At 57.3% G+C, this 18,684-nt stretch carries 20 protein-coding genes and 2 tRNA genes; 3 read left to right on the top strand and 19 right to left on the bottom strand.

The features are described from left to right. Nucleotides 1-46: 46 nt before the first annotated feature. Nucleotides 47-1,525: a M48 family metalloprotease gene (locus tag FXO11_RS08240; protein WP_148862534.1), complete on the top strand. Its 1,479-nt coding sequence runs from the start codon at nucleotides 47-49 to the stop codon at nucleotides 1,523-1,525. Between the two features lie 40 nt (nucleotides 1,526-1,565). Here the strand turns inward: FXO11_RS08240 and nadA are convergent, their stop codons facing one another. Beyond that, the gene (gene nadA, locus FXO11_RS08235) at nucleotides 1,566-2,627 is read right to left on the bottom strand and encodes a quinolinate synthase NadA (RefSeq protein ID WP_148862533.1); all 1,062 of its coding nucleotides are present in this window, start codon (nucleotides 2,625-2,627) and stop codon (nucleotides 1,566-1,568) included. Between the two features lie 373 nt (nucleotides 2,628-3,000). On the opposite strand from nadA, the gene FXO11_RS08230 reads away from it, so the two are divergent. Then, complete coding sequence (locus FXO11_RS08230; protein ID WP_148862532.1) at nucleotides 3,001-4,152, top strand: glycosyltransferase; 1,152 nt, start codon at nucleotides 3,001-3,003, stop codon at nucleotides 4,150-4,152. 88 nt (nucleotides 4,153-4,240) lie between these two features. Here FXO11_RS08230 and FXO11_RS08225 read toward each other — a convergent pair. The 16 genes from FXO11_RS08225 to FXO11_RS08155 form a co-directional block, all read right to left on the bottom strand. Beyond that, nucleotides 4,241-4,316: transfer RNA gene (locus tag FXO11_RS08225), tRNA-Lys, on the bottom strand. Between the two features lie 57 nt (nucleotides 4,317-4,373). After that, a tRNA-Lys gene (locus tag FXO11_RS08220) sits at nucleotides 4,374-4,449 on the bottom strand. Between the two features lie 134 nt (nucleotides 4,450-4,583). Then, on the bottom strand, nucleotides 4,584-5,351 hold the full coding sequence (gene ybgF, locus FXO11_RS08215) for a tol-pal system protein YbgF (protein ID WP_148862531.1): 768 nt from the start codon (nucleotides 5,349-5,351) through the stop codon (nucleotides 4,584-4,586). 64 nt (nucleotides 5,352-5,415) lie between these two features. Next, nucleotides 5,416-5,985, bottom strand: a complete 570-nt coding sequence (gene pal, locus FXO11_RS08210) for a peptidoglycan-associated lipoprotein Pal (RefSeq protein ID WP_148862530.1) — start codon at nucleotides 5,983-5,985, stop codon at nucleotides 5,416-5,418. A gap of 44 nt (nucleotides 5,986-6,029) precedes the next feature. Further along, nucleotides 6,030-7,319 carry a Tol-Pal system beta propeller repeat protein TolB gene (tolB, locus tag FXO11_RS08205; RefSeq protein ID WP_148862529.1) on the bottom strand — a complete coding sequence of 430 codons (1,290 nt, stop codon included), beginning with the start codon at nucleotides 7,317-7,319 and terminating at the stop codon, nucleotides 6,030-6,032. Nucleotides 7,320-7,378: 59 nt separating this feature from the next. Next, complete coding sequence (tolA, locus tag FXO11_RS08200; protein WP_227546078.1) at nucleotides 7,379-8,431, bottom strand: cell envelope integrity protein TolA; 1,053 nt, start codon at nucleotides 8,429-8,431, stop codon at nucleotides 7,379-7,381. Nucleotides 8,432-8,437: 6 nt separating this feature from the next. Then, the gene (tolR, locus tag FXO11_RS08195) at nucleotides 8,438-8,884 is read right to left on the bottom strand and encodes a protein TolR (RefSeq protein ID WP_148862528.1); all 447 of its coding nucleotides are present in this window, start codon (nucleotides 8,882-8,884) and stop codon (nucleotides 8,438-8,440) included. After that, nucleotides 8,881-9,030 (bottom strand): hypothetical protein, encoded by a 150-nt coding sequence (locus tag FXO11_RS20260; RefSeq protein WP_168203138.1) that lies wholly within the window; start codon nucleotides 9,028-9,030, stop codon nucleotides 8,881-8,883. Before FXO11_RS20260 ends, tolR begins: the two co-directional genes overlap by 4 nt. After that, nucleotides 9,027-9,719 carry a protein TolQ gene (tolQ, locus tag FXO11_RS08190; RefSeq protein WP_148862527.1) on the bottom strand — a complete coding sequence of 231 codons (693 nt, stop codon included), beginning with the start codon at nucleotides 9,717-9,719 and terminating at the stop codon, nucleotides 9,027-9,029. The genes FXO11_RS20260 and tolQ overlap by 4 nt, the downstream gene beginning before the upstream one ends. A gap of 45 nt (nucleotides 9,720-9,764) precedes the next feature. Then, complete coding sequence (gene ybgC / locus FXO11_RS08185) at nucleotides 9,765-10,187, bottom strand: tol-pal system-associated acyl-CoA thioesterase (protein ID WP_148862526.1); 423 nt, start codon at nucleotides 10,185-10,187, stop codon at nucleotides 9,765-9,767. A gap of 2 nt (nucleotides 10,188-10,189) precedes the next feature. Beyond that, the gene (ruvB, locus tag FXO11_RS08180; RefSeq protein WP_148862525.1) at nucleotides 10,190-11,209 is read right to left on the bottom strand and encodes a Holliday junction branch migration DNA helicase RuvB; all 1,020 of its coding nucleotides are present in this window, start codon (nucleotides 11,207-11,209) and stop codon (nucleotides 10,190-10,192) included. A 234-nt stretch (nucleotides 11,210-11,443) separates the two neighbouring features. Next, nucleotides 11,444-12,067, bottom strand: coding sequence for a Holliday junction branch migration protein RuvA (gene ruvA / locus FXO11_RS08175; RefSeq protein ID WP_148862524.1), 624 nt, complete (start codon nucleotides 12,065-12,067; stop codon nucleotides 11,444-11,446). Nucleotides 12,068-12,199: 132 nt separating this feature from the next. Next, entirely contained in the window at nucleotides 12,200-12,718 is a 519-nt protein-coding gene (gene ruvC / locus FXO11_RS08170; RefSeq protein WP_148862523.1) for a crossover junction endodeoxyribonuclease RuvC, read from the bottom strand. Nucleotides 12,719-12,751: 33 nt separating this feature from the next. Continuing rightward, nucleotides 12,752-13,501, bottom strand: a complete 750-nt coding sequence (locus tag FXO11_RS08165; RefSeq protein ID WP_148862522.1) for a YebC/PmpR family DNA-binding transcriptional regulator — start codon at nucleotides 13,499-13,501, stop codon at nucleotides 12,752-12,754. A 75-nt stretch (nucleotides 13,502-13,576) separates the two neighbouring features. Then, nucleotides 13,577-15,391 (bottom strand): aspartate--tRNA ligase, encoded by a 1,815-nt coding sequence (aspS, locus tag FXO11_RS08160; protein WP_148862521.1) that lies wholly within the window; start codon nucleotides 15,389-15,391, stop codon nucleotides 13,577-13,579. 39 nt (nucleotides 15,392-15,430) lie between these two features. After that, the gene (locus tag FXO11_RS08155; RefSeq protein ID WP_148862520.1) at nucleotides 15,431-15,703 is read right to left on the bottom strand and encodes an FmdB family zinc ribbon protein; all 273 of its coding nucleotides are present in this window, start codon (nucleotides 15,701-15,703) and stop codon (nucleotides 15,431-15,433) included. A gap of 436 nt (nucleotides 15,704-16,139) precedes the next feature. Between FXO11_RS08155 and fabR the strand changes: the two genes are divergently transcribed. Then, nucleotides 16,140-16,772 (top strand): HTH-type transcriptional repressor FabR, encoded by a 633-nt coding sequence (gene fabR, locus FXO11_RS08150; protein ID WP_148862519.1) that lies wholly within the window; start codon nucleotides 16,140-16,142, stop codon nucleotides 16,770-16,772. Nucleotides 16,773-16,882: 110 nt separating this feature from the next. On the opposite strand, the gene FXO11_RS08145 is transcribed toward fabR, so the two are convergent. Then, nucleotides 16,883-17,317 (bottom strand): HIT domain-containing protein, encoded by a 435-nt coding sequence (locus FXO11_RS08145; RefSeq protein ID WP_148862518.1) that lies wholly within the window; start codon nucleotides 17,315-17,317, stop codon nucleotides 16,883-16,885. 2 nt (nucleotides 17,318-17,319) lie between these two features. Next, entirely contained in the window at nucleotides 17,320-18,669 is a 1,350-nt protein-coding gene (locus tag FXO11_RS08140; RefSeq protein WP_148862517.1) for a UDP-glucose dehydrogenase family protein, read from the bottom strand. Between the last annotated feature and the right edge of the window lie 15 nt (nucleotides 18,670-18,684).

Here is an 18,684-nt window from a genome sequence, read left to right as displayed (position 1 = left end):
AGTCATGCCAGCATCTTCATGCACTTGAGAGTATATCAGTCCTGCTATGCATCATGCTTCAGCCCCCCACCGCCGGCATCAAAATAAGTACCTGAGGGGGATCGCCGTCGGGCTTATGTTAAGCCTATCGGCGACAACACCGCTGCACGCCCAGGATAGTGCCCTACCCACCTTGGGCGGTGTGGGAGGCGGACTGATTTCAGAGCAGCAGGAAGCGGCTATCGGCCGCCAGGTCATGCAGTCCCTGCGTAGATCCGCCGAACAGATCAACGATCCGCTCGTCGTCGATTACCTCAGCTCCGTCGTCTATCGCCTGGTCCCCTTCGCGCCGCTTGAGAATCGCGACCTCAACCTGGTGGTGATCGACAGTCCGGCCATCAATGCCTTTGCCGTTCCCGGCGGGATCATCGGTGTTAACGGCGGCCTTTTCCTCAACGCCGAGACCGAACAGCAGTTTGCTTCGGTCATGGCGCACGAATTGGCGCATTTAAGCCAGCGCCATTTCGCCCGGCGCATGGAACAACAGGAAACCAGCACGCCCATGACCATCGCCGGCATGCTTGCCGGCATCATCTTGTCAGCGGTAACGAAATCCGACGTTGGCATTGCCGCCATTGCGGGCACCCAGGCGCTTGCTATCCAGAACATGCTGCAGTACAGCCGGTCTAACGAGCAGGAAGCCGACCGGGTGGGTCTCGAGATTCTGGCCGAAGCAGGCATGGACCCACGCGGTATGCCTGAGATGTTCGAAATCATGATGCGCCAGAACCGCCTTCAGGGTGGCCAGCCACCGGAATATCTGTCGACCCACCCCCTGACGCAAAGCCGCATCTCCGACACCCGCAACCGCGCCAGTCAGTATCCCCAGGGGGATTTCGACGATACCCTGGAATATCATCTGGTTCGAGTCCGTCTGCAGGTGCATTACGCTCAATCGCCCCAACAGGCTGTCGATGTGTTCCAGTCGTACGTCGAAGGTCGCGGTGAAGTAGCCGAGGCCGCTGCACGTTACGGCCTTGCGGTGGCCTACCTGCGAGCAGAAGAACCCGCCAAGGCCGAAACAATTCTGCGGGAACTTTTAGGGAGCAACCCGGGACGTATTACTTTCCAGGTAAGTCTCGCCGAAGCCCTGCTCATGAGCGGTAAGACCGACGAAGCTATCCAATTGCTGGAGTCCGCACTTCATCGCAACCCCGGCAACTACCCGATCCTCTACCAATTAGCGGCCGCTCATTACGAGGCCGGCCACGCCCAACGGGCAGCCGACCTATATACGCAGCTTACGAACACGTTCCCGGAAAGCCTTGATCTGTGGCAAAAATTGTCGGATGCCGAGGGTCAGGCCCGCAACATCGTTGGCGTACACCGGGCGCGTGCGGAATACTATATTCTCGTGGGCGACCTGGAAGCCGCGCGTCGCCAGCTCCAGGAAGCGCAGAACAAGGTGCCACCCGGCACCCCGGTTCGGGAAATCGTGAGCCAGCGCCTGTCTCAAGTTTCGGAGGCCCTGGCGCAGCGCCGTTAGCGAAAGAGCGCCGGGGAAAGACCGCTTCCCCGGAGCGCGCTCAGGCGTTGCCGGCCGCCTTGAGATTCATCGATGCGGTAAAGTCCAGCATCCGGCGTAGAGGCCGCAAGGCGGCTTCTCGCAACGCGTCATCCACAAAAATTTCCTGGTCGCCGGTGCGCAACACGTGTAGCAGGTTTTCCAGACCGTTCATCGCCATCCAGGGACAATGGGCACAGCTTCGACAGGTCGCGCCGTTGCCCGCTGTCGGCGCTTCGATCAACGTTTTGTTGGGCGCCAACTGCTGCATCTTGTAGAAAATACCGTTGTCGGTGGCGACGATAAAACGCTCGTTGGGCAGTGTTTGAACGGCGTGAATCAGTTGGGATGTCGAACCCACCACATCGGCTATTTCGACGACCGATTCTGGAGATTCGGGATGAACCAGGATAGCCGCATCCGGATAGAGTGCTTTGAGATCCTCTACACCCCGAGCTTTGAATTCCTCATGAACGATACAGGAACCGTCCCAAAGCAGGACGTCCGCCCCGGTTGTACGCTGGACGTAGCGCCCAAGATGCTTGTCAGGCGCCCACAATATTTTTTCGCCCTTTGAATCAAGGTGCTCAACGATGCTTTGGGCACAACTGGACGTCACCACCCAATCCGCCCTTGCTTTCACGGCCGCAGACGTATTCGCATAAACCACCACGGTGCGATCAGGATGCTCGTCGCAAAATCTACTGAACTCCTCAGGCGGACAACCTATGTCGAGTGAGCAGGTCGCCTCCAACGTCGGCATCAGAACCGTCTTTTCCGGATTCAGTATCTTTGCCGTCTCACCCATAAACTTTACGCCCGCGACCACCACGGTCGAGGCTGAATGCTGATTGCCGAAACGAGCCATTTCCAGGGAGTCGGATACGCAACCACCCGTTTCTTCCGCCAAACGCTGAATATCCGGATCGGTGTAGTAGTGGGCAACCAACACGGCGTTACGCGCTTTCAACTCCGCCTTGATCTCATCTTCAAGACGGCGTTTTTCATCACCACTCAATGCGCGGGGCTCTGCCTCGTGGGCAAGATGCTCCTTAACCAAAATTCTGTTGTCGGCGTTTATCATGGGCTCTCATCTCTCACTCAATACCCGGCTGGACTGTCTAAGGCAGTACTCACCCGGTGAACGCGGATAGCGCTTTATCAATGCCTTCTCTATATGGGCGAAACGTCATTATACCACCCCGGATCAGACATTATTTCGTCATAACCTTATGATAAGGCAAGGTTACCCTCCACTGCATTCGAACAGGCGGAAAAGGCCAGTCGTTAAGTGTTGGCCAGCATTGGAGAAAGCGGCAAAGGATACCTCGGGAGGCTGAGAGCAGACTACCCGACGGCATCGAGCAAAAACAAACGCTCGCCCTCAAGAATTAGGATTGCTTATACTTCAGGGGCACCCTGTATCGCCTAATTATACAGACTTCAAAATTTCAGGCATGGACCTCATCGACGTGCGCACCGGCAATAGGAAATCAGCAAGAATCGTATTCCTCAATACCGGTCGCGGACTGCTGCTAGACGCCGAGCTCGTTCAGGAGTTACTGGAAAACGGCGGCTGGCAGGTCAAGCTTGCACGCCGACGGCCACGCAAGCAGTTTGAGAAGAAACTGATCGTTTGGTGGGAAGCCTTTAAAACGAAACGCTCGCCGGCGATCTACCGACTGCTGGACTGGGCCCAAGTGACACTGGGAGCCGCAGTGAGGCGTCACGTCGATCTTCAGATCCACCTTGAAGACATGAGCTTGGGCTACAGCGGCGCTGCGTCGGTGAATTGGCTCATCCCTAATCAAGAATGGGTCTACCCGCATAACCTCAGGCACTTTCCGAAACTGAACCGGATATTATGCAAAACCCATGAAGCCTGCACTATTTTCGAACCCTACCACGCTGTTGTTGAATTCCTAGGCTTCTCCAACCCGCAACTGAATCAGCCTGCCGTACCGCCCTACGACTTCTCGGAGGGGTGCCGCCGGGAGAGGTTGCGCCGTTTTCTGCATGTGGCAGGCAAAAGCTCGCGCAAAGGCTCCGCACCTATTGTCGAGGCCTGGAGACGCCACCCTGAATGGCCTCGGCTCGACATCGTTATGGACAATCCCGCCCGTCTAGGCGATTTACCGGCAAACGTTCATTTATGGCGCAACATTGATAGCTTTACGCTGAAAAGCCTGCGTCGTGATTGCGGTATTGTACTGGCGCCGTCGGAGGTCGAAGGCTTCGGACACGTACTGATTGAAGCCATGCTGTCGGGCTCGGTTGTTGTCGCCACCGACGCCCCACCCATGAATGAGCTTATTACTTCAGACCGCGGATTTTTAGTTGAATGCGCGAACAAGGGGTCCTTCAAAATGGGCAGGCTATTCCCAACCACCCCCGAGGCTATCGAATCAACGGTGGGGCAATTACTCGATATGCCGGAAAACGCCTTACAACAGAAAATAGACCGCGCCTACGAGTGGGTTCACCAGAATCATGTCGACTTTACTCAACGATTCGAAGTCCTTTGCCGGCAGGTCGCTGGCCAAAAGACCTCTGAGAGCGTTTCCACTGTCGCTCAAATAACCGACGGTGAAAAAACACCACGAAGCTAGGCTGTTTGGGTACTGCAATTGCGGCAAACAAAAAAGGGGAGCCTTCGTGGGCTCCCCTTTTTCTGAGCATGTCCTGCATGCTCGCGTATGGTGGGTCGTGATGGATTCGAACCATCGACCAATTGGTTAAAAGCCAACTGCTCTACCAACTGAGCTAACGACCCCGAAACGGTTTGGCAAACTACCGGGCGATACGTCTTACGCAACGCCCTAGAATCGGGTGGTGGGTCGTGATGGATTCGAACCATCGACCAATTGGTTAAAAGCCAACTGCTCTACCAACTGAGCTAACGACCCAAACGAGGCGCATATGGTACGGATTTTTTGGGGGTTGGCAAGCCCTTTTTACACGGGAAATTCCCGGAATCCATTAAAATCTTAAGACAACACAAAGACCTGCTCACAGCTTGATCAACCCGTGTAGAAATTAATCAAATCTTGGTCATGTAGTCGCTCGCCAACTGCGCGGCATTGGAATTGGGATACTTGCCGGATACAGACTGAAGCGTACTTCTCGCTTCCTGTTCGTCTCCCATCCGTGCCTGCGCTACCCCCAGCTTATATAACGCGTCCGGTGCCTTACGATGGTCGGCAAACCGCGTCGCGACGATCGAGAACGCTTGCTTGGCCTGCTGTAACTGGGGTTTGACCAGATAGACTTCCCCCAACCAGTAATAGGCATTGACCGTGAGATCGCCCTCCGGATATTCCGATATGAAGGCATAAAGGCGGTCTATAGCCTGGTCATAGGCTTTGTCTTGACGAATCAGGTTGAGGATGTCGTTGTAGGCGGCCTGCTCCTGTTCCGTCGGCTGTCGGTATTCCCGGGTTTCCTGCTGCTGCGCCGATGTCTCAGGCGCAGCTTGAGAGGCCGCGGTTTGAGATTGAGACGCCGGTGCAGGAGAATCCGCCTGCTTGCGTGAAAGCTCGAGCAGGCGCTGATCCAGGTCTATATAACGCTCCCGGGATTGACGGGAGAGCTGTTCAAGCTTGTGTCGCTGCTCTTCCACCTCACCCTGCAGCCGGCGAACTTCCTGCTGCAGGCGCTCGATCATGAAGTAGAGTTCGGCATTAGCCTGGTTGCCCCCCGTCTGGCGGCGAGCCTCGGAATCCGCATTTTGGTATGCCGGTACAGTCGATTGCGCCAAGGCGCTACCGCAAAGCGATAGCGCCAAAGCGGCCATGAGATATCGACTCATGTGCCTTACACCTTGTTGATGGCTTAATTTAACGAGTTCGGTTTTGACGAACTCTCAGCGTTGATTATTGATAAATCAGCTCCACCCGACGGTTTTGGGCGTATGCGCTTTCGCCACTGCCCATGGTCGCCGGCTTTTCTTCACCGTAGCTGATGGTCTCGATCTGGTCGCGAGACGCGCCATTGACGACCAGGAAGCGCTCGACCGACTTGGCCCGACGTTCGCCCAGGGCCAAGTTGTATTCCTTGGTGCCACGCTCGTCACCGTGCCCTTCCAAGCGCGCACGGGCACTGGGGTTGTTTGACAGGTACTGAGCATGGGCGATCAGGACGTCACGCGCTTCTGGCTTGATTTCGGACGTATCGAAATCGAAGTAGAAGGTTGTAACCTTACGCATCGAAGCCTGTTCCCGTTGTGCCGATTGCTCAGCCTGGGCCGCCCGCTCGTCGTCGGTCATGGTTGACGAAGACACGCCGTCAGAGCCTTCACCGCCATACACTTCACTACCGCCTTCCTGATCGACTGCGGAAACATCGGAACCGTACCCCTCGTCCTGGGTAGCGGTCGAACTACAGCCAGCCATGACGCCCATGGCAACCAGCAATGTAAGAAACTTGGAATAGGTACGAATCATTTTGTCTTATCCTTGATCGGTTGCTTAAAGATTACAGAGTAACGTCAATTGATAAAGGGAGACCAGGCGGGCTCGCGTACATCACCGTACCGAGACGGTAGGATGTAGTTGGAACCACCGTCCGCCGAGATGACCGCAAGCACACTCTTGCCCTCCTGCTGCGTTGCATAAATCAAAAGACGTCCATTGGGAGCCACGCTCGGCGACTCATCCAGTTTGCTCCGGGTAAGAATCGTTTCTTCACCGGTTTCGATATTCAACCGCGCGATATGGAATGAGGAATCGCGCTGATGAACATAGAAGACGTGATCGCCGTCCGGACTAAAGCGCGGACGCGCATTGTAGCGGCTGCCGAATGTGAGTCGGCGCATGTCATCGCCATCGTCGTCCATGGCATAGACTTGCGGCCCACCAGAACGGTCTGAGGTAAAGACCAGTTCGTCGCCATCGGCTGACCAGCTCGGCTCAGTATCGATCGCCCAGTGATCCGTCAGTCGTGTCAGCCGCCGGCTATCGATATCCATTTCATAGATTTCGGCATTGCCGTCGCGGGACAAGGTCATCAGCATCGATTCACCGTCCGGCGACCAGGACGGCGCCGAATTCAGACCCGGGAACTGCGCAATGCGGGTGCGGTCACCGCTACTGAGCTGGTGGATGTAAATCGCAGGCCGCCCCGTCTCGAACGAGACATAAGCCAGCTTCTGTCCATCCGGCGACCAGGCCGGAGACAGAATCGGCTCGTTCGACTTGAGCCGCACACGGGACTGCTTGCCGTCCACGTCGCTAACGTTCAGCCGGTAGACGCGCTTGTCGTTCTCCATATCGAGTGTGACGTACGCGATTTTGGTGGAGAAGACGCCCTTGTTGCCGGTAATCGCTTCATAGACACGATCACTGATGTGGTGCGCCAACCCGCGCAGATTGTTGGCCGGCGCAGACGCAGTGGCCCCGAGAATGCGCTGCTCGCGATTGACATCGAACAGCTCGAAGCGGGCCTGCACCTTCCCCGCGTCGCCCGGAGAAAGCTGACCGACCAGAAGATACTTCTGCCCCAGCAACCGCCAATCCCGGAAAAACACGTCGTCCGAACTGCTAGGCAAACTCAGCATGCGACTGGTTTCAAGGGGCTTGAACTCACCACTCATAGCCAGATCGTCGCGCACGATCTGTCCGACGTTCTCGGACACTTGAACACCGCCGGATTCGCCGAAAGGAACCACCGCCACGGGGAGCGCATTATCTGCGCCTTCCGTGATCCGGATCAGTAATTCAGCCTGGGCCGGCAGGGCCATCAAACCCGCCAATACCAGGGTCACAATCACACGCATCATGCTTGGCATCCTGTCTCGTTGTGGTTTAACGGTATCGTTCAGTTCAAAGCGTCCCTGCATCAAAGCGTCTCCGGATCAAACTGGATCGAGAAGGTCCGGAAGTACCGGTTAAAAACATCCTGTTCCTCGGGCACGGGGAATCGCTGCACGCCTCGCACCGCACTCAACGCAGAATTATCGAACGCCGAGTTGCCGCTACTTTTCGTAATCCGCACCGATACCAGTTCCCCGGTGGGCAACAAAGTGATCTCCAAAGTGGTCACCAACCCTTTTTGGGCCGACGACGGGATATACCAGGCGTTGCTTAAACGCTCGCGGATCAACGCCTCATATTTTTCGCTTTCCGAAGCCATGCGGGCATCACGGGCCCGGGCGGCGGCGGCAGCCTCTTTTCTCGCCTGAGCGGCAGCGGCCTGCTCCTGTTGAGCCTCTGTAGCGAGTGCCGCCAGCTGATCTTCGCGCTGTTGACGCTCCCGCTCCTGGCGGCGCTTCTCAGCCTCTCGGCGCTCGCGCTCTTTCTGCTCCTGCCGTTTCCGTTCGGCCTCTTCCTTTCGCCTTTGTTCCTCAGCTTTACGTTTTTCTTCCGCAGCTTTGGCTTCAGCTTCCTTTCGGCGGCGCTCTTGCTCAGCTTTTTGCGCCTCCTCGGCTTTACGTCGCTCTTCTTCAGCTTTGCGTTGCGCCGCGGCCTTAGCTTCCGCTTCAGCCTTCTTGCGCGCCTCTTCCTCGGCCTTGGCGGCCGCTTCTGCTTTTTTCTTCTCAAGCAATATCTGCTTGCGCCGTTCATCTTCGTGGCGCTTCTGCTCCTGGGCCTGCTGCTCGGCCTTCTTGCGCGCCTCTTCTTCTGGGTCCGGCTGCGGCTCAGGTTCCGGTTCCGGTGCCGGGGGCTGAGGCTTTGGCTGGGCAGCCGGCTCCGCAGGAGGCGCCTGAGGCTCAGGCATGATCAGCCGCGCCGAGATATTTCGCGGCGGCGGCTCATGGCTGGGCGTCGACCAGCTCCATCCCACGAGCGCAAAAAACAGAATCGCTCCGTGCAGTACCAATGAAAGCGCGATAGGGCTCTTCCACGGCGGCTGCGCCACATAGTCGTTCGGTTCGCGTTTATTCTCCACCACGACCCATCAACCTTGCGGCTGCTCAGTAATCAAGCCGACACTGGTTGCGCCAGCGGCCTGAAGCGTGGCCATGAGGCGGACGACTGTACCGTAATCCACGTTTTCATCCCCTCTCACCAATACGTCACGCTGACTGCGTCCGGCCAGAATCTTACTCACCTGCTGATTCAGGTCCGCCAGCGCCATCGGTTCGGACTCTTCGTCTCCCACTTCCATAAAGTAGGCTCCGTTTGCGTCTATAGACACTATGACAGGCTCAACGTCTTTCTGTGCCTGAATCGGATCGGACGTGGTTTCCGGCAGATCCACTTTAACGCCCTGGGTCATCATAGGCGCGGTCACCATAAAGATAACCAGCAGCACGAGCATCACGTCGATATAGGGAACGACATTGATCTCTGCCATTGGTTTGCGGCGGGGAACCGAAACCGACGTTATACCCGTGCTTTTCATCGCCCTTCTCCCCTATCGATCGTGTGGTTCCCCAGCAACATGGCACTGTCCACCAGCAATATGGCGCTACCCAGCAACATGGCACCTTTCAGCAATGTGGCACTATCCAGCGACATAGCGCTATCCCGGGACGTATATCGGATCAAGCCGCCCGTCCTTTCTCAGAGGTATGGACGCGGCGATGCAGGATGCTGGAGAATTCTTCGGCGAACGTCTCGTAGTTCTTCAACAGCGCATCGGATTTCGCAGCAAATCTGTTATAGGCGATAACCGCTGGAATAGCCGCGAACAGGCCCATCGCCGTTGCAATCAGGGCTTCTGAGATACCGGGAGCGACCGTCGCCAACGTGGCCTGCTGGGCCTGGGCCAAACCGCGAAACGAGTTCATGATCCCCCAGACCGTACCGAACAGGCCCACGTAGGGGCTGGTCGAACCGACGGTCGCCAGGAAGGGAAGATGCGCCTCCAAGCGCTCTTGCTCCCGGGACAGCGCCACTCGCATGGCCCGCTGAGTGCCGTCCATAACCGCATCGGGATCCTGACTCTGCTGACGCAATCTTGAGAATTCGCGAAAGCCGGCGCGAAATACCGATTCCATGCCGCTGCGAGGCGTCGGCTTATTGCTGACATCCCGGTAGAGCTGTCCCAAGTCCATGCCGGACCAGAATTGCTCCTCGAATCTCAGTTGCGCCTTGCGGGCCTTCTTGAACACCTGCAACCGCTGAAAAATCAGCCCCCAGGATATAACCGAGGCCAGCACCAGCAGTAGCATAACCAGTTGCACCAAAATACTGGCGTTGGCGATGAGACTCCAAACCGACAGTTGTGACTCCACATTTCACTCCTGGATCTTGTCATTGCTGGCCCCGCAAGGCCGGTTTTATTCTGTTTTTGCCTGCACAATCGCCTGCATGGCTTCCGGCATGGCGCGTGGCCGGCCGCTATCCAGAGCGATGCAAGCCACTCTGACGTCGGCCTCCGTCAGCAAAACGCCGTCAGACTGGCGAATTATCTGCTGCCGAAACCCCAGCCAGACCCGGCCAGAATCCACCAGGTCGGCGGTCGCCCATACTTCGTCGTCAAGCCGGGCCGGCTGCCGAAAGTGAATCGACATTTTCTGGACGACATAGCTGACGTTTTCTTCAAGGCCGCTGCGCAACGCAACGCCCCGGCTACGGACCCATTCGGTTCGCGCTCGTTCCATAAAGTGCAGATAGCGGGCGTGATAGACGATACCACCCGCATCGGTGTCCTCGATATAGATACGAATAGGCCAGCGAAACGATTCCGAACGCTGTTCCATCGTTATGCTCCCTCGCCGATTTTGGGCGGCGTGACGCCGAAGTGCAGATAGGCCTGCGAAGTCGCCATACGACCACGGGGCGTGCGAACCATATAACCCTGCTGAATCAGAAAAGGTTCAAGAACGTCTTCGATGGTGCCACGCTCCTCACTGATCGCCGCGGCCAGGCTTTCGACGCCCACGGGGCCGCCGTCGAACTTCTCGATCATTGCCAGCAACAACCGGCGATCCATGTGATCGAAACCCTGATTGTCGACTTTGAGCATATTCAGCGCCAGATCCGCTACTTCGACGCTAATCACCCCATCCGATTTCACCTCGGCGTAATCCCGGACACGGCGCAGCAAACGATTGGCAATCCGCGGTGTACCGCGCGCGCGGCGTGCGATTTCCAACGCACCTTCGGCTTCGACGGAGACGCCCAGTAAAGAGGCGGAACGCTGGACGATATGGGTCAGGTCAGCGGTGTTGTAGAACTCAAGCCGCTGAACGATACCGAACCTATCACGTAGCGGTGATGTCAGCAGACCCGCACGTGTCGTTGCGCCGACGAGCGTAAAAGGAGGTAGGTCCAGCTTGATGGACCGAGCTGCCGGCCCCTCACCGATCATGATATCCAACTGATAGTCTTCCATCGCCGGATAGAGCACTTCTTCCACCGCTGCGTTCAGCCGGTGAATCTCGTCGATAAAGAGGACATCGCCCTCTTCGAGGTTCGTCAGCATTGCCGCCAAGTCGCCGGCCTTTTCTAATACGGGACCGGATGTGGTCTTAATAGCCACACCCATCTCGTTGGCAATAATATTGGCAAGGGTGGTTTTACCGAGCCCGGGAGGGCCGAAGATGAGAACGTGGTCCAGCGCTTCCTGCCGTCCGCGGGCGGCGGAAATAAAAATTTCCATCTGCTCGCGAACCGCCGGCTGCCCTACATATTCGGCCAACAGCGTCGGTCGAATAGCGCGATCCTGTACATCTTCAAACGCACCGGGCTGCGGAGAAATCAGACGATCGGATTCAATCATGACATTGGTTCGCAGGCATCCCGTTTATTTAATCTGTATTGGGCGGCGACGCTTCTAACGCTAATTGACGTTCATTTTACAAACGCCAATACGCCTGTCACGTTACGCTCCGGACAGAAACCATTAACGCATCAATAAAAACACGAATCAAACGGGCGCTCCATCAACACAAGTTCGCTGTATGAAAGCATCGACGGCGGCTGAATCGTCCAGCCCCGGCTTGTGAGGCGGCCGTCAGTTCGCGGGAATCATATTCCTAAGCGCAAGACGGATCATATCTTTCGAGTTCATGCCCTTCTCTGCCACGCGGCTGACCGCCTTAGCGGCCTCTTGCGGCTTGTAGCCCAAGGTGATCAATGCCGCCTCGGCCTCGTCTTCGGGCTTGTATGCAGGCGTTGCTTCGGGGCTAACCGCGAGGTTTGGTGTTTGGAGGCCTATCTGTGAATGGCCCTCGAGCTGCCCCAGACGATCACCCATTTCGATCAGCAGGCGTTCGGCGGTTTTCTTACCCACCCCGGGGATCTTGACCAATGCCGCAACGTCCCGGTTGTCCACGCAACGCACGAACTGCTGGGCGTCCAGTCCAGACAGGATAGCCAGCGCCATCTTGGGGCCAACGCCATTCACCTTGATCAGCAAGCGGAACAGGTCGCGGTCGAGTCTTGCGGCAAAACCATAAAGATTCTGAGCGTCCTCACGGACAGCGAAATGCGTATACAGAGCCACTTCCTGGCCGGTGTCCGGTAAGTGGAAGAACGTGGTGTAGGGGATGTCGAGCTCGTATCCGAGACCGGCACACTCAACCAGGACATGGCCCGGCACCTTCTCGATCAGCTGCCCCCGGATTTGTGCTATCACGAAACTCTCCCCCGCTGGCCGAACCACGAATTGCAGTCCGGCGACCTGGCGTGCTGCCTGATTGATAGGTTGTCGAATAACCGATGAGCCAGACAGTACACCCGTTATGCCACGTTAGTTATGCAACTTCACTCAGCGTATACGACCACCGCGCACCCGGCTGCCCGCTGAGATGCGACCAATACTCTGACTCATATGGGCATGACAAAGCGCGATGGCCAACGCGTCAGCGGCGTCGGCCTGGGGCTTGCGGTTCAGCGACAGGATACTCTGTACCATGTGCTGGACCTGTGCCTTGTCGGCACTTCCTTTACCGACCACAGCCTGCTTCACCTGTCGCGCCGAGTACTCATGCACTGCGAGACCACTATTGGCCGCGGTAACCATGGCAACGCCACGCGCTTGACCCAGCTTGAGCGCAGAGTCCGGGTTGCGGGCCATAAACACCTGCTCGATGGCGAATTCATCCGGACGGAACTGATCGATCAGCGAAGCCAGCCCCTGATAGATGACCTGTAGCCGCTCCGCCATGGGTTTCTCACCCATGCGTATGCAGCCGCTATCCAGATACTCCGTATGCCGGCCGGTGTTGCGGATGATGCCATAGCCGGTAATTCGCGACCCAGGATCCACGCCGAGAATTATCGCCACGACGCGCTCCGGCCCATAGCCGGCCAACGCCGATTAACCATTCAGCTCATCCATGATTTCGGCGGGAATATCTGCATTGGAATAGACATTCTGGACATCGTCCAGGTCTTCCAGCATATCGATCAGCTTGAGGATGGTGTCCGCCGTGTCGCGATCCAACGTAACGTAGGTCGACGGGACCATCGTGACCTCTGCATTATCCGGCGTATGGCCGAACGCCACCAAGGCTTCTTTTACGTCGAGGAATTGTTCGGGCTGCGTGACGATCTCGTAGGACCCATCATCTTGCTCCGCAACATCGTCTGCACCGGCTTCAAGCGCCGCTTCCATCAAGGCGTCTTCGTCCGCATCCGGCCCATAACTGACGATACCCTGCTTACTGAATAGAAAAGCCACCGACCCATCCGTGCCGAGGTTGCCGCCCAACTTATTGAATGCATGACGCACCTCCGCCACCGTGCGGTTACGGTTGTCGGTCATGACTTCGACAAAAATGGCAACACCATTGGGGCCGTAGCCTTCATAGGTTAGCTCTTCGTAGTTGGTATCGTCGCTATTGCCTGCGCCGCGCTCGATGGCCCGCTCCATGGTGTCTTTCTTCATGTTAGCGGTGAGGGCCTTGTCGACCACGGCCCTTAAGCGGGGATTATCGTTGGGGTCCGGGCCACCCTCGCGGGCAGCCACAGTCAGCTCACGAATCAGCTTGGTGAAGATTTTGCCTTTCCTGGCATCCTGAGCCGCTTTGCGATGTTTGATATTGGACCATTTACTGTGTCCTGCCATTGATCACTCCATCAACTCGGGTGCGCCCCGGCAAGACCGGGGCGACTTTTCTTACTCAATCCGCTTTGTGATTGGCTACGCTTTCTTGGAAAGATTCTTCTCGTCCGCCTCGCTGGGCTCCTTCGCCAACGCGGGCTTGCGCAGGCGGATATGCAGCTCGCGCAACTGACGCTCGTCCACTTCGCCCGGCGCCTGGGTCATCAGGCAGGTGGCGCTCTGGGTTTTCGGGAACGCAATGACATCTCGAATAGACGTTGCGCCGGTCATCAGCATAATCAGACGGTCGAGACCAAAGGCCAAACCACCGTGCGGCGGGCAACCGAACTTCAGTGCATCCAGCAGGAAGCCGAATTTGGCGCGGGCTTCCTCTTCGCCGATACCGAGAATGCGGAACACGGCCTGCTGCATGTTCTCGTCGTGAATACGGATAGAGCCACCCCCCAATTCAGTGCCGTTCAGAACCATGTCATAGGCTCTCGACAACGCATTGGCCGGATCTGCCGCCAGCTCTTCCGGCGTGCATGACGGTGCGGTAAACGGATGGTGGATCGCCGTAAGCTCGCCGTTAGAATTTTCCTCGAACATCGGGAAGTCCACGACCCACAACGGCGACCATTCGGCCGTGAACAGGTTCAGGTCGTGGCCCAGCCGGATTCGCAGAGCGCCAAGCGCCTCGTTGACGACGGTTGTCTTGTCTGCCCCGAAGAACACGATATCGCCATCTTCCGCGCCAACACGTTCGATCACCGACAAGGCGACATCGTCGCCCAAGAACTTAATGATGGGCGATTGCAGGCCAGCGACACCCTGACTCAGATCGTTGACCTTGATGTAGGCCAGGCCCTTGGCGCCGTAGATGCCCACGAACTTGGTGTAGTCGTCGATCTGTTTACGGGTCAATTCCCCGCCCTTGGGCAAGCGCAACGCCGCAACGCGTCCTTTGGGATCCTTGGCCGGGCCGGCAAACACTTTGAAATCCACGCTTTCGACCAAATCGGCAACGTCGATCAGCTCCAGCGGAATCCGCAGGTCGGGCTTGTCGCTGCCATAGCGCTTCATGGCATCGGCGTATGTCATGCGCGGGAATTCGGGCAGGTTCACTTCCAGCAGATCGCGGAACAGTTCGCGAATCATGTTTTCCGTGATCCCCATCAACCCCTCTTCGTCGATGAAGGAACTCTCCAGATCCACCTGGGTGAACTCGGGCTGGCGATCGGCACGCAGATCCTCGTCACGGAAGCACTTGGCGATCTGGTAGTAACGATCGACACCGGACACCATCAGCAGTTGCTTGAACAACTGCGGCGACTGCGGCAATGCAAAGAAGGAACCTTCGTGGGTCCGGCTCGGCACCAGATAGTCGCGGGCGCCCTCGGGTGTTGCCCGGGTCAGGATGGGTGTTTCCACATCCATGAAGTCGTTGCGGTCCAGGACGTTGCGGATGTAACTCGTCACCTTGGAGCGGAAACGCAGACGGTTTAGCATTTCCGGGCGCCGCAGGTCGACGAAACGGTAGCGTAGACGCACGTCCTCGCCCACATCCACGTGCTCGTCCAGCGGGAACGGCGGCGTGGCGGCAGCGTTCAGAATCGCCAATGACTTACAAAGCACCTCGACCTGGCCGGTCGGCATGTTCGAATTCTCGGTGCCTGCCGGGCGGCGACGTACGCGGCCATTGATCTGGATGACGAACTCGCTGCGAACCTTTTCCGCCAACTCGAAACTTTCGGGCGTGTCCGGGTCCACTACGATCTGGGACATGCCGTCACGATCACGCAGATCCAGAAAAATAACCCCGCCATGGTCGCGGCGACGATGAACCCAGCCGCAGAGGGTCACGTCCTGATCGATATGTGATTCGTTGATTCCACCGCAATAGTGACTGCGCATACCCTTTCCTGTTAATCAATTTTCAGTGTATTCAGTGACTTAGCCGGCGGCCGGCTCAGTCTTGCTTTTGGATCCGGACTCACCGCCCTTATCCACCGGATTCTTTTTGTCCACCAGGTTCTTTTTGCTACCGGTCTTGAAATCGGTTTCGTACCAACCGGTGCCGGACAGACGGAAGCCCGCTGCCGATATCCGCTTGCGGAAGGCTTCAGCCTCGCAGGACGGGCACACCTTCAGCGGCGCATCGCTCATCTTCTGGATCACATCTTTCTCGTGACCGCACGCGTCACAAACGTACTCATAAATCGGCATGGATTTACTCCCCATAACACAACCAACCCCAGCAGCCTCACTTCGCTGGAGATTATGGAATCAAACTCCATAATCCCTCGCACTGAAGCGCTGGTCATATCATCGGAAACCGCCGAGCCTGCGGGAACGGCCGGTCAGCCCTGACGGGCGCAACGGCACTGTATCCTGAAGCCAGTCAAGGCGGGTTTAGCCACGGTATCTGCACACTGGTATTCCGGCCGCGGCTGGAAACGACAATCAGACCCGTGAAAGGCCGCATATTATAAACATAACCGGCAATAAAATCAGGCAACGAAACAGGCCTTTTCCACCAATCTCAACAGGTCGCCGGCTGGCAGCCGCCGCAGCCCTCTTAATCCTCCCAACGATGGATAGATGACGCCCCGTCGCGCGAACGGTAACATGTTGCGCCTGAAAGCCGCAGTTGGAGAACCCCGTGTCCGCCCGTGCCGAACAAAAGCTCAAAACCCGCCGCGCCCTGATGGACGCCGCCCTGCGACAACTCAGTGCCGATCGCGGGTTTGGCAGCCTGAGCCTGCGGGAAGTTGCCCGCGAGGCCGGCATCGCCCCAACCTCTTTCTATCGGCACTTCGCCGAACTGGACGAACTGGGACTGGCCCTGGTGGATGAAGGCGGCGTCGCTCTGCGCCAATTGATGCGTCAGGCACGCAAGCGCATTGCCCGCAACGGCAGTGCCATCAACACCTCGGTTGACACGTTCATGGAATACCTGAACAACAATGCCAACCTGTTCCGGCTCATGCTGCGTGAGCGTACGGGGGTTTCAACGACGTTCCGGACGGCAATACAGGCGGAAATCGATCACTTCGTAACCGAACTGGCGGATGACTTACGGCGCTTCGCCGAGGAGCAAAACAAGCCCCTGTCGGATGCGCGCATGGTCGCCGAGGCGATGGTCACTCTGGTGTTCAACCAGGGCGCCGAAGCACTCGATGCGACAACGCGCGAGAGGGAAGAATTAAAGACCAAACTCAAAACCGAGCTCAGGATGATCCTACTGGGCGCGCAGTCGTTGGCAAGACAAACGGCAAGGGCCGAGAAACGTTGAAAGCCCTAAGGAGGCTCTAATATTCGTGCGCCTCCTTAGCGCTAAAACGTTAACCTACGCCGCCCTCATCTAGCGGAATCCGTAACGGCCGACACCCACCGAAAAATCGTTCATGAAACCGAACGAAACGCCGAAACCACCGGCACCAGCTTCTTCTTCACCTCGCGCAGTTCCGCTTCGGTGTAAGCGGCGGGCGACACGACACCCCATACGGGACCCGGCCATGCGGCATCGCCTTCGTATCGAACCACATGATGCAGATGAAGCTGCGGCACCATGTTTCCCAACGCTGCCACGTTGAGCTTATGGCCTTCGAAGGCGTTCATCATCGCTTCGCCGATAGCACTGGATTCCCGCAGCAGGCGCTGCTGATCCGCTGGTGCGAGTTCGTAGATTTCCCTGGCCCCCACCCGCTCGGGAACGAGTAGAAGCCAAGGATAGTTTCGGTCATTCATCAACCGCAACTCGCTCAGCTCACTCTTGGCCAGCGATACGGTGTCTTCGGCAAGTTTTTCGTGCAGGACAAATGCCTCTGTCCCACTCATAGCTAGCTCCCGGTAGCGGAAAACTGATTCTTTCCTCTACCTATAGCGTAGTAGACAATCCCATGGCGCTCGACCATTTCCGGTGCATACAGGTTACGGCCATCGAAAATAACCGGATGCGAGAGCGTTTGAGCGATTGAGGCGAAATCCGGTGAACGGAATTCCTTCCACTCAGTGCAGATCACCAGAGCATCCGCCCCTTTAAGGGCCTGTTCTTTGGTACCGCAGAGCTGAAGCCCCGATTCTTCAGCGTAGATACGCTGGGTCTCCTCCATGGCTTCCGGGTCGAACGCCTGGACCTTGGCGCCCGCCTTCCACAGGGATTCCATCAGGCGGCGCGACGATGCTTCGCGCATATCGTCGGTATTGGGCTTGAAGGCCAGGCCCCAGAGCGCGACGGTCTTGCCTTCCAGCTCACCCTGGAAGTAGTGGCTAACCTTATCGAACAGAACATGCTTCTGCGCCATGTTGACGTTCTCGACCGCTGTCAGCAGCCGTGCGTCATAGTCGCAGTCCCGCGCTGTCCGGGTCAGTGCAGTCACGTCTTTGGGGAAGCAGGAGCCGCCGTACCCACATCCGGGATAGATAAAGTGGTAGCCGATCCGCGGGTCCGAACCGATACCGCGGCGTACGTGTTCGATATCCGCCCCAAGACGCTCGGCCAGGTTGGCTATCTCGTTCATGAAGCTGATCTTAGTGGCCAGCATGGCGTTTGCCGCGTACTTGGTGAGCTCGGCAGAACGCAGATCCATGAAAATCATACGGTCGTGGTTGCGGTTAAACGGGTAGTAGATTTCCCGCATCACCTCTTCCGCGCGCTTACTCTCGGTGCCGACGATGATCCGGTCCGGCTTCATGAAATCGGCGACGGCAGCGCCCTCTTTCAAAAACTCCGGATTGGAAACCACGTCGAATTCCAGCTCGGCGCCACGCTTATCCAGCTCGGAACGCACGGCTCCGCTTACCTTGTCGCCGGTGCCCACAGGAACGGTGGACTTGTCGATGATGACGGTGTAGCCGGTCATATGTTCGCCAATGGAGCGGGCGACAGCCGTTACATACTGCAGGTCGGCGGAGCCGTCCTCGTCCGGCGGCGTTCCAACCGCGATGAACTGGACTTCAGCGTGCTTGACCGCCGCCTCGGTGTCGGTCGTGAACAGCAGGCGACCGGCCGAGACGTTATGAGTCACGATGGACTCCAGGCCCGGCTCGTAGATCGGAATTATGCCATTGCGCAATTTTTCAATCTTTCCGGGATCGACATCCATGCACAAGACTTCATGCCCGACATCCGCCAGGCAGGCGCCCGTTACGAGGCCAACATAACCCGTTCCAAAAATCGTAATCTTCATGAAACTTTCCTTTTA

Origin of the sequence: Marinobacter fonticola, assembly GCF_008122265.1 — a bacterium.
Classification (GTDB): Bacteria; Pseudomonadota; Gammaproteobacteria; order Pseudomonadales; family Oleiphilaceae; genus Marinobacter_A; species Marinobacter_A fonticola.
Note: the sequence above shows the minus strand (reverse complement) of the source record. Positions and strands in the feature narration are given on the sequence as shown.

Excerpts from the sequence above, each read along its gene's own strand:
- FXO11_RS08240 (WP_148862534.1), top strand. The coding sequence starts at position 47 with ATGCATCATGCTTCAGCCCCCCACCGCCGGCATCAAAATAAGTACCTG.
- nadA (WP_148862533.1), bottom strand. The coding sequence starts at position 2,627 with ATGATAAACGCCGACAACAGAATTTTGGTTAAGGAGCATCTTGCCCAC.
- FXO11_RS08230 (WP_148862532.1), top strand. The coding sequence starts at position 3,001 with ATGGACCTCATCGACGTGCGCACCGGCAATAGGAAATCAGCAAGAATC.
- ybgF (WP_148862531.1), bottom strand. The coding sequence starts at position 5,351 with ATGAGTCGATATCTCATGGCCGCTTTGGCGCTATCGCTTTGCGGTAGC.
- pal (WP_148862530.1), bottom strand. The coding sequence starts at position 5,985 with ATGATTCGTACCTATTCCAAGTTTCTTACATTGCTGGTTGCCATGGGC.
- tolB (WP_148862529.1), bottom strand. The coding sequence starts at position 7,319 with ATGATGCGTGTGATTGTGACCCTGGTATTGGCGGGTTTGATGGCCCTG.
- tolR (WP_148862528.1), bottom strand. The coding sequence starts at position 8,884 with ATGAAAAGCACGGGTATAACGTCGGTTTCGGTTCCCCGCCGCAAACCA.
- ybgC (WP_148862526.1), bottom strand. The coding sequence starts at position 10,187 with ATGGAACAGCGTTCGGAATCGTTTCGCTGGCCTATTCGTATCTATATC.
- ruvB (WP_148862525.1), bottom strand. The coding sequence starts at position 11,209 with ATGATTGAATCCGATCGTCTGATTTCTCCGCAGCCCGGTGCGTTTGAA.
- FXO11_RS08165 (WP_148862522.1), bottom strand. The coding sequence starts at position 13,501 with ATGGCAGGACACAGTAAATGGTCCAATATCAAACATCGCAAAGCGGCT.
- aspS (WP_148862521.1), bottom strand. The coding sequence starts at position 15,391 with ATGCGCAGTCACTATTGCGGTGGAATCAACGAATCACATATCGATCAG.
- FXO11_RS08155 (WP_148862520.1), bottom strand. The coding sequence starts at position 15,703 with ATGCCGATTTATGAGTACGTTTGTGACGCGTGCGGTCACGAGAAAGAT.
- FXO11_RS08145 (WP_148862518.1), bottom strand. The coding sequence starts at position 17,317 with ATGAGTGGGACAGAGGCATTTGTCCTGCACGAAAAACTTGCCGAAGAC.
- FXO11_RS08140 (WP_148862517.1), bottom strand. The coding sequence starts at position 18,669 with ATGAAGATTACGATTTTTGGAACGGGTTATGTTGGCCTCGTAACGGGC.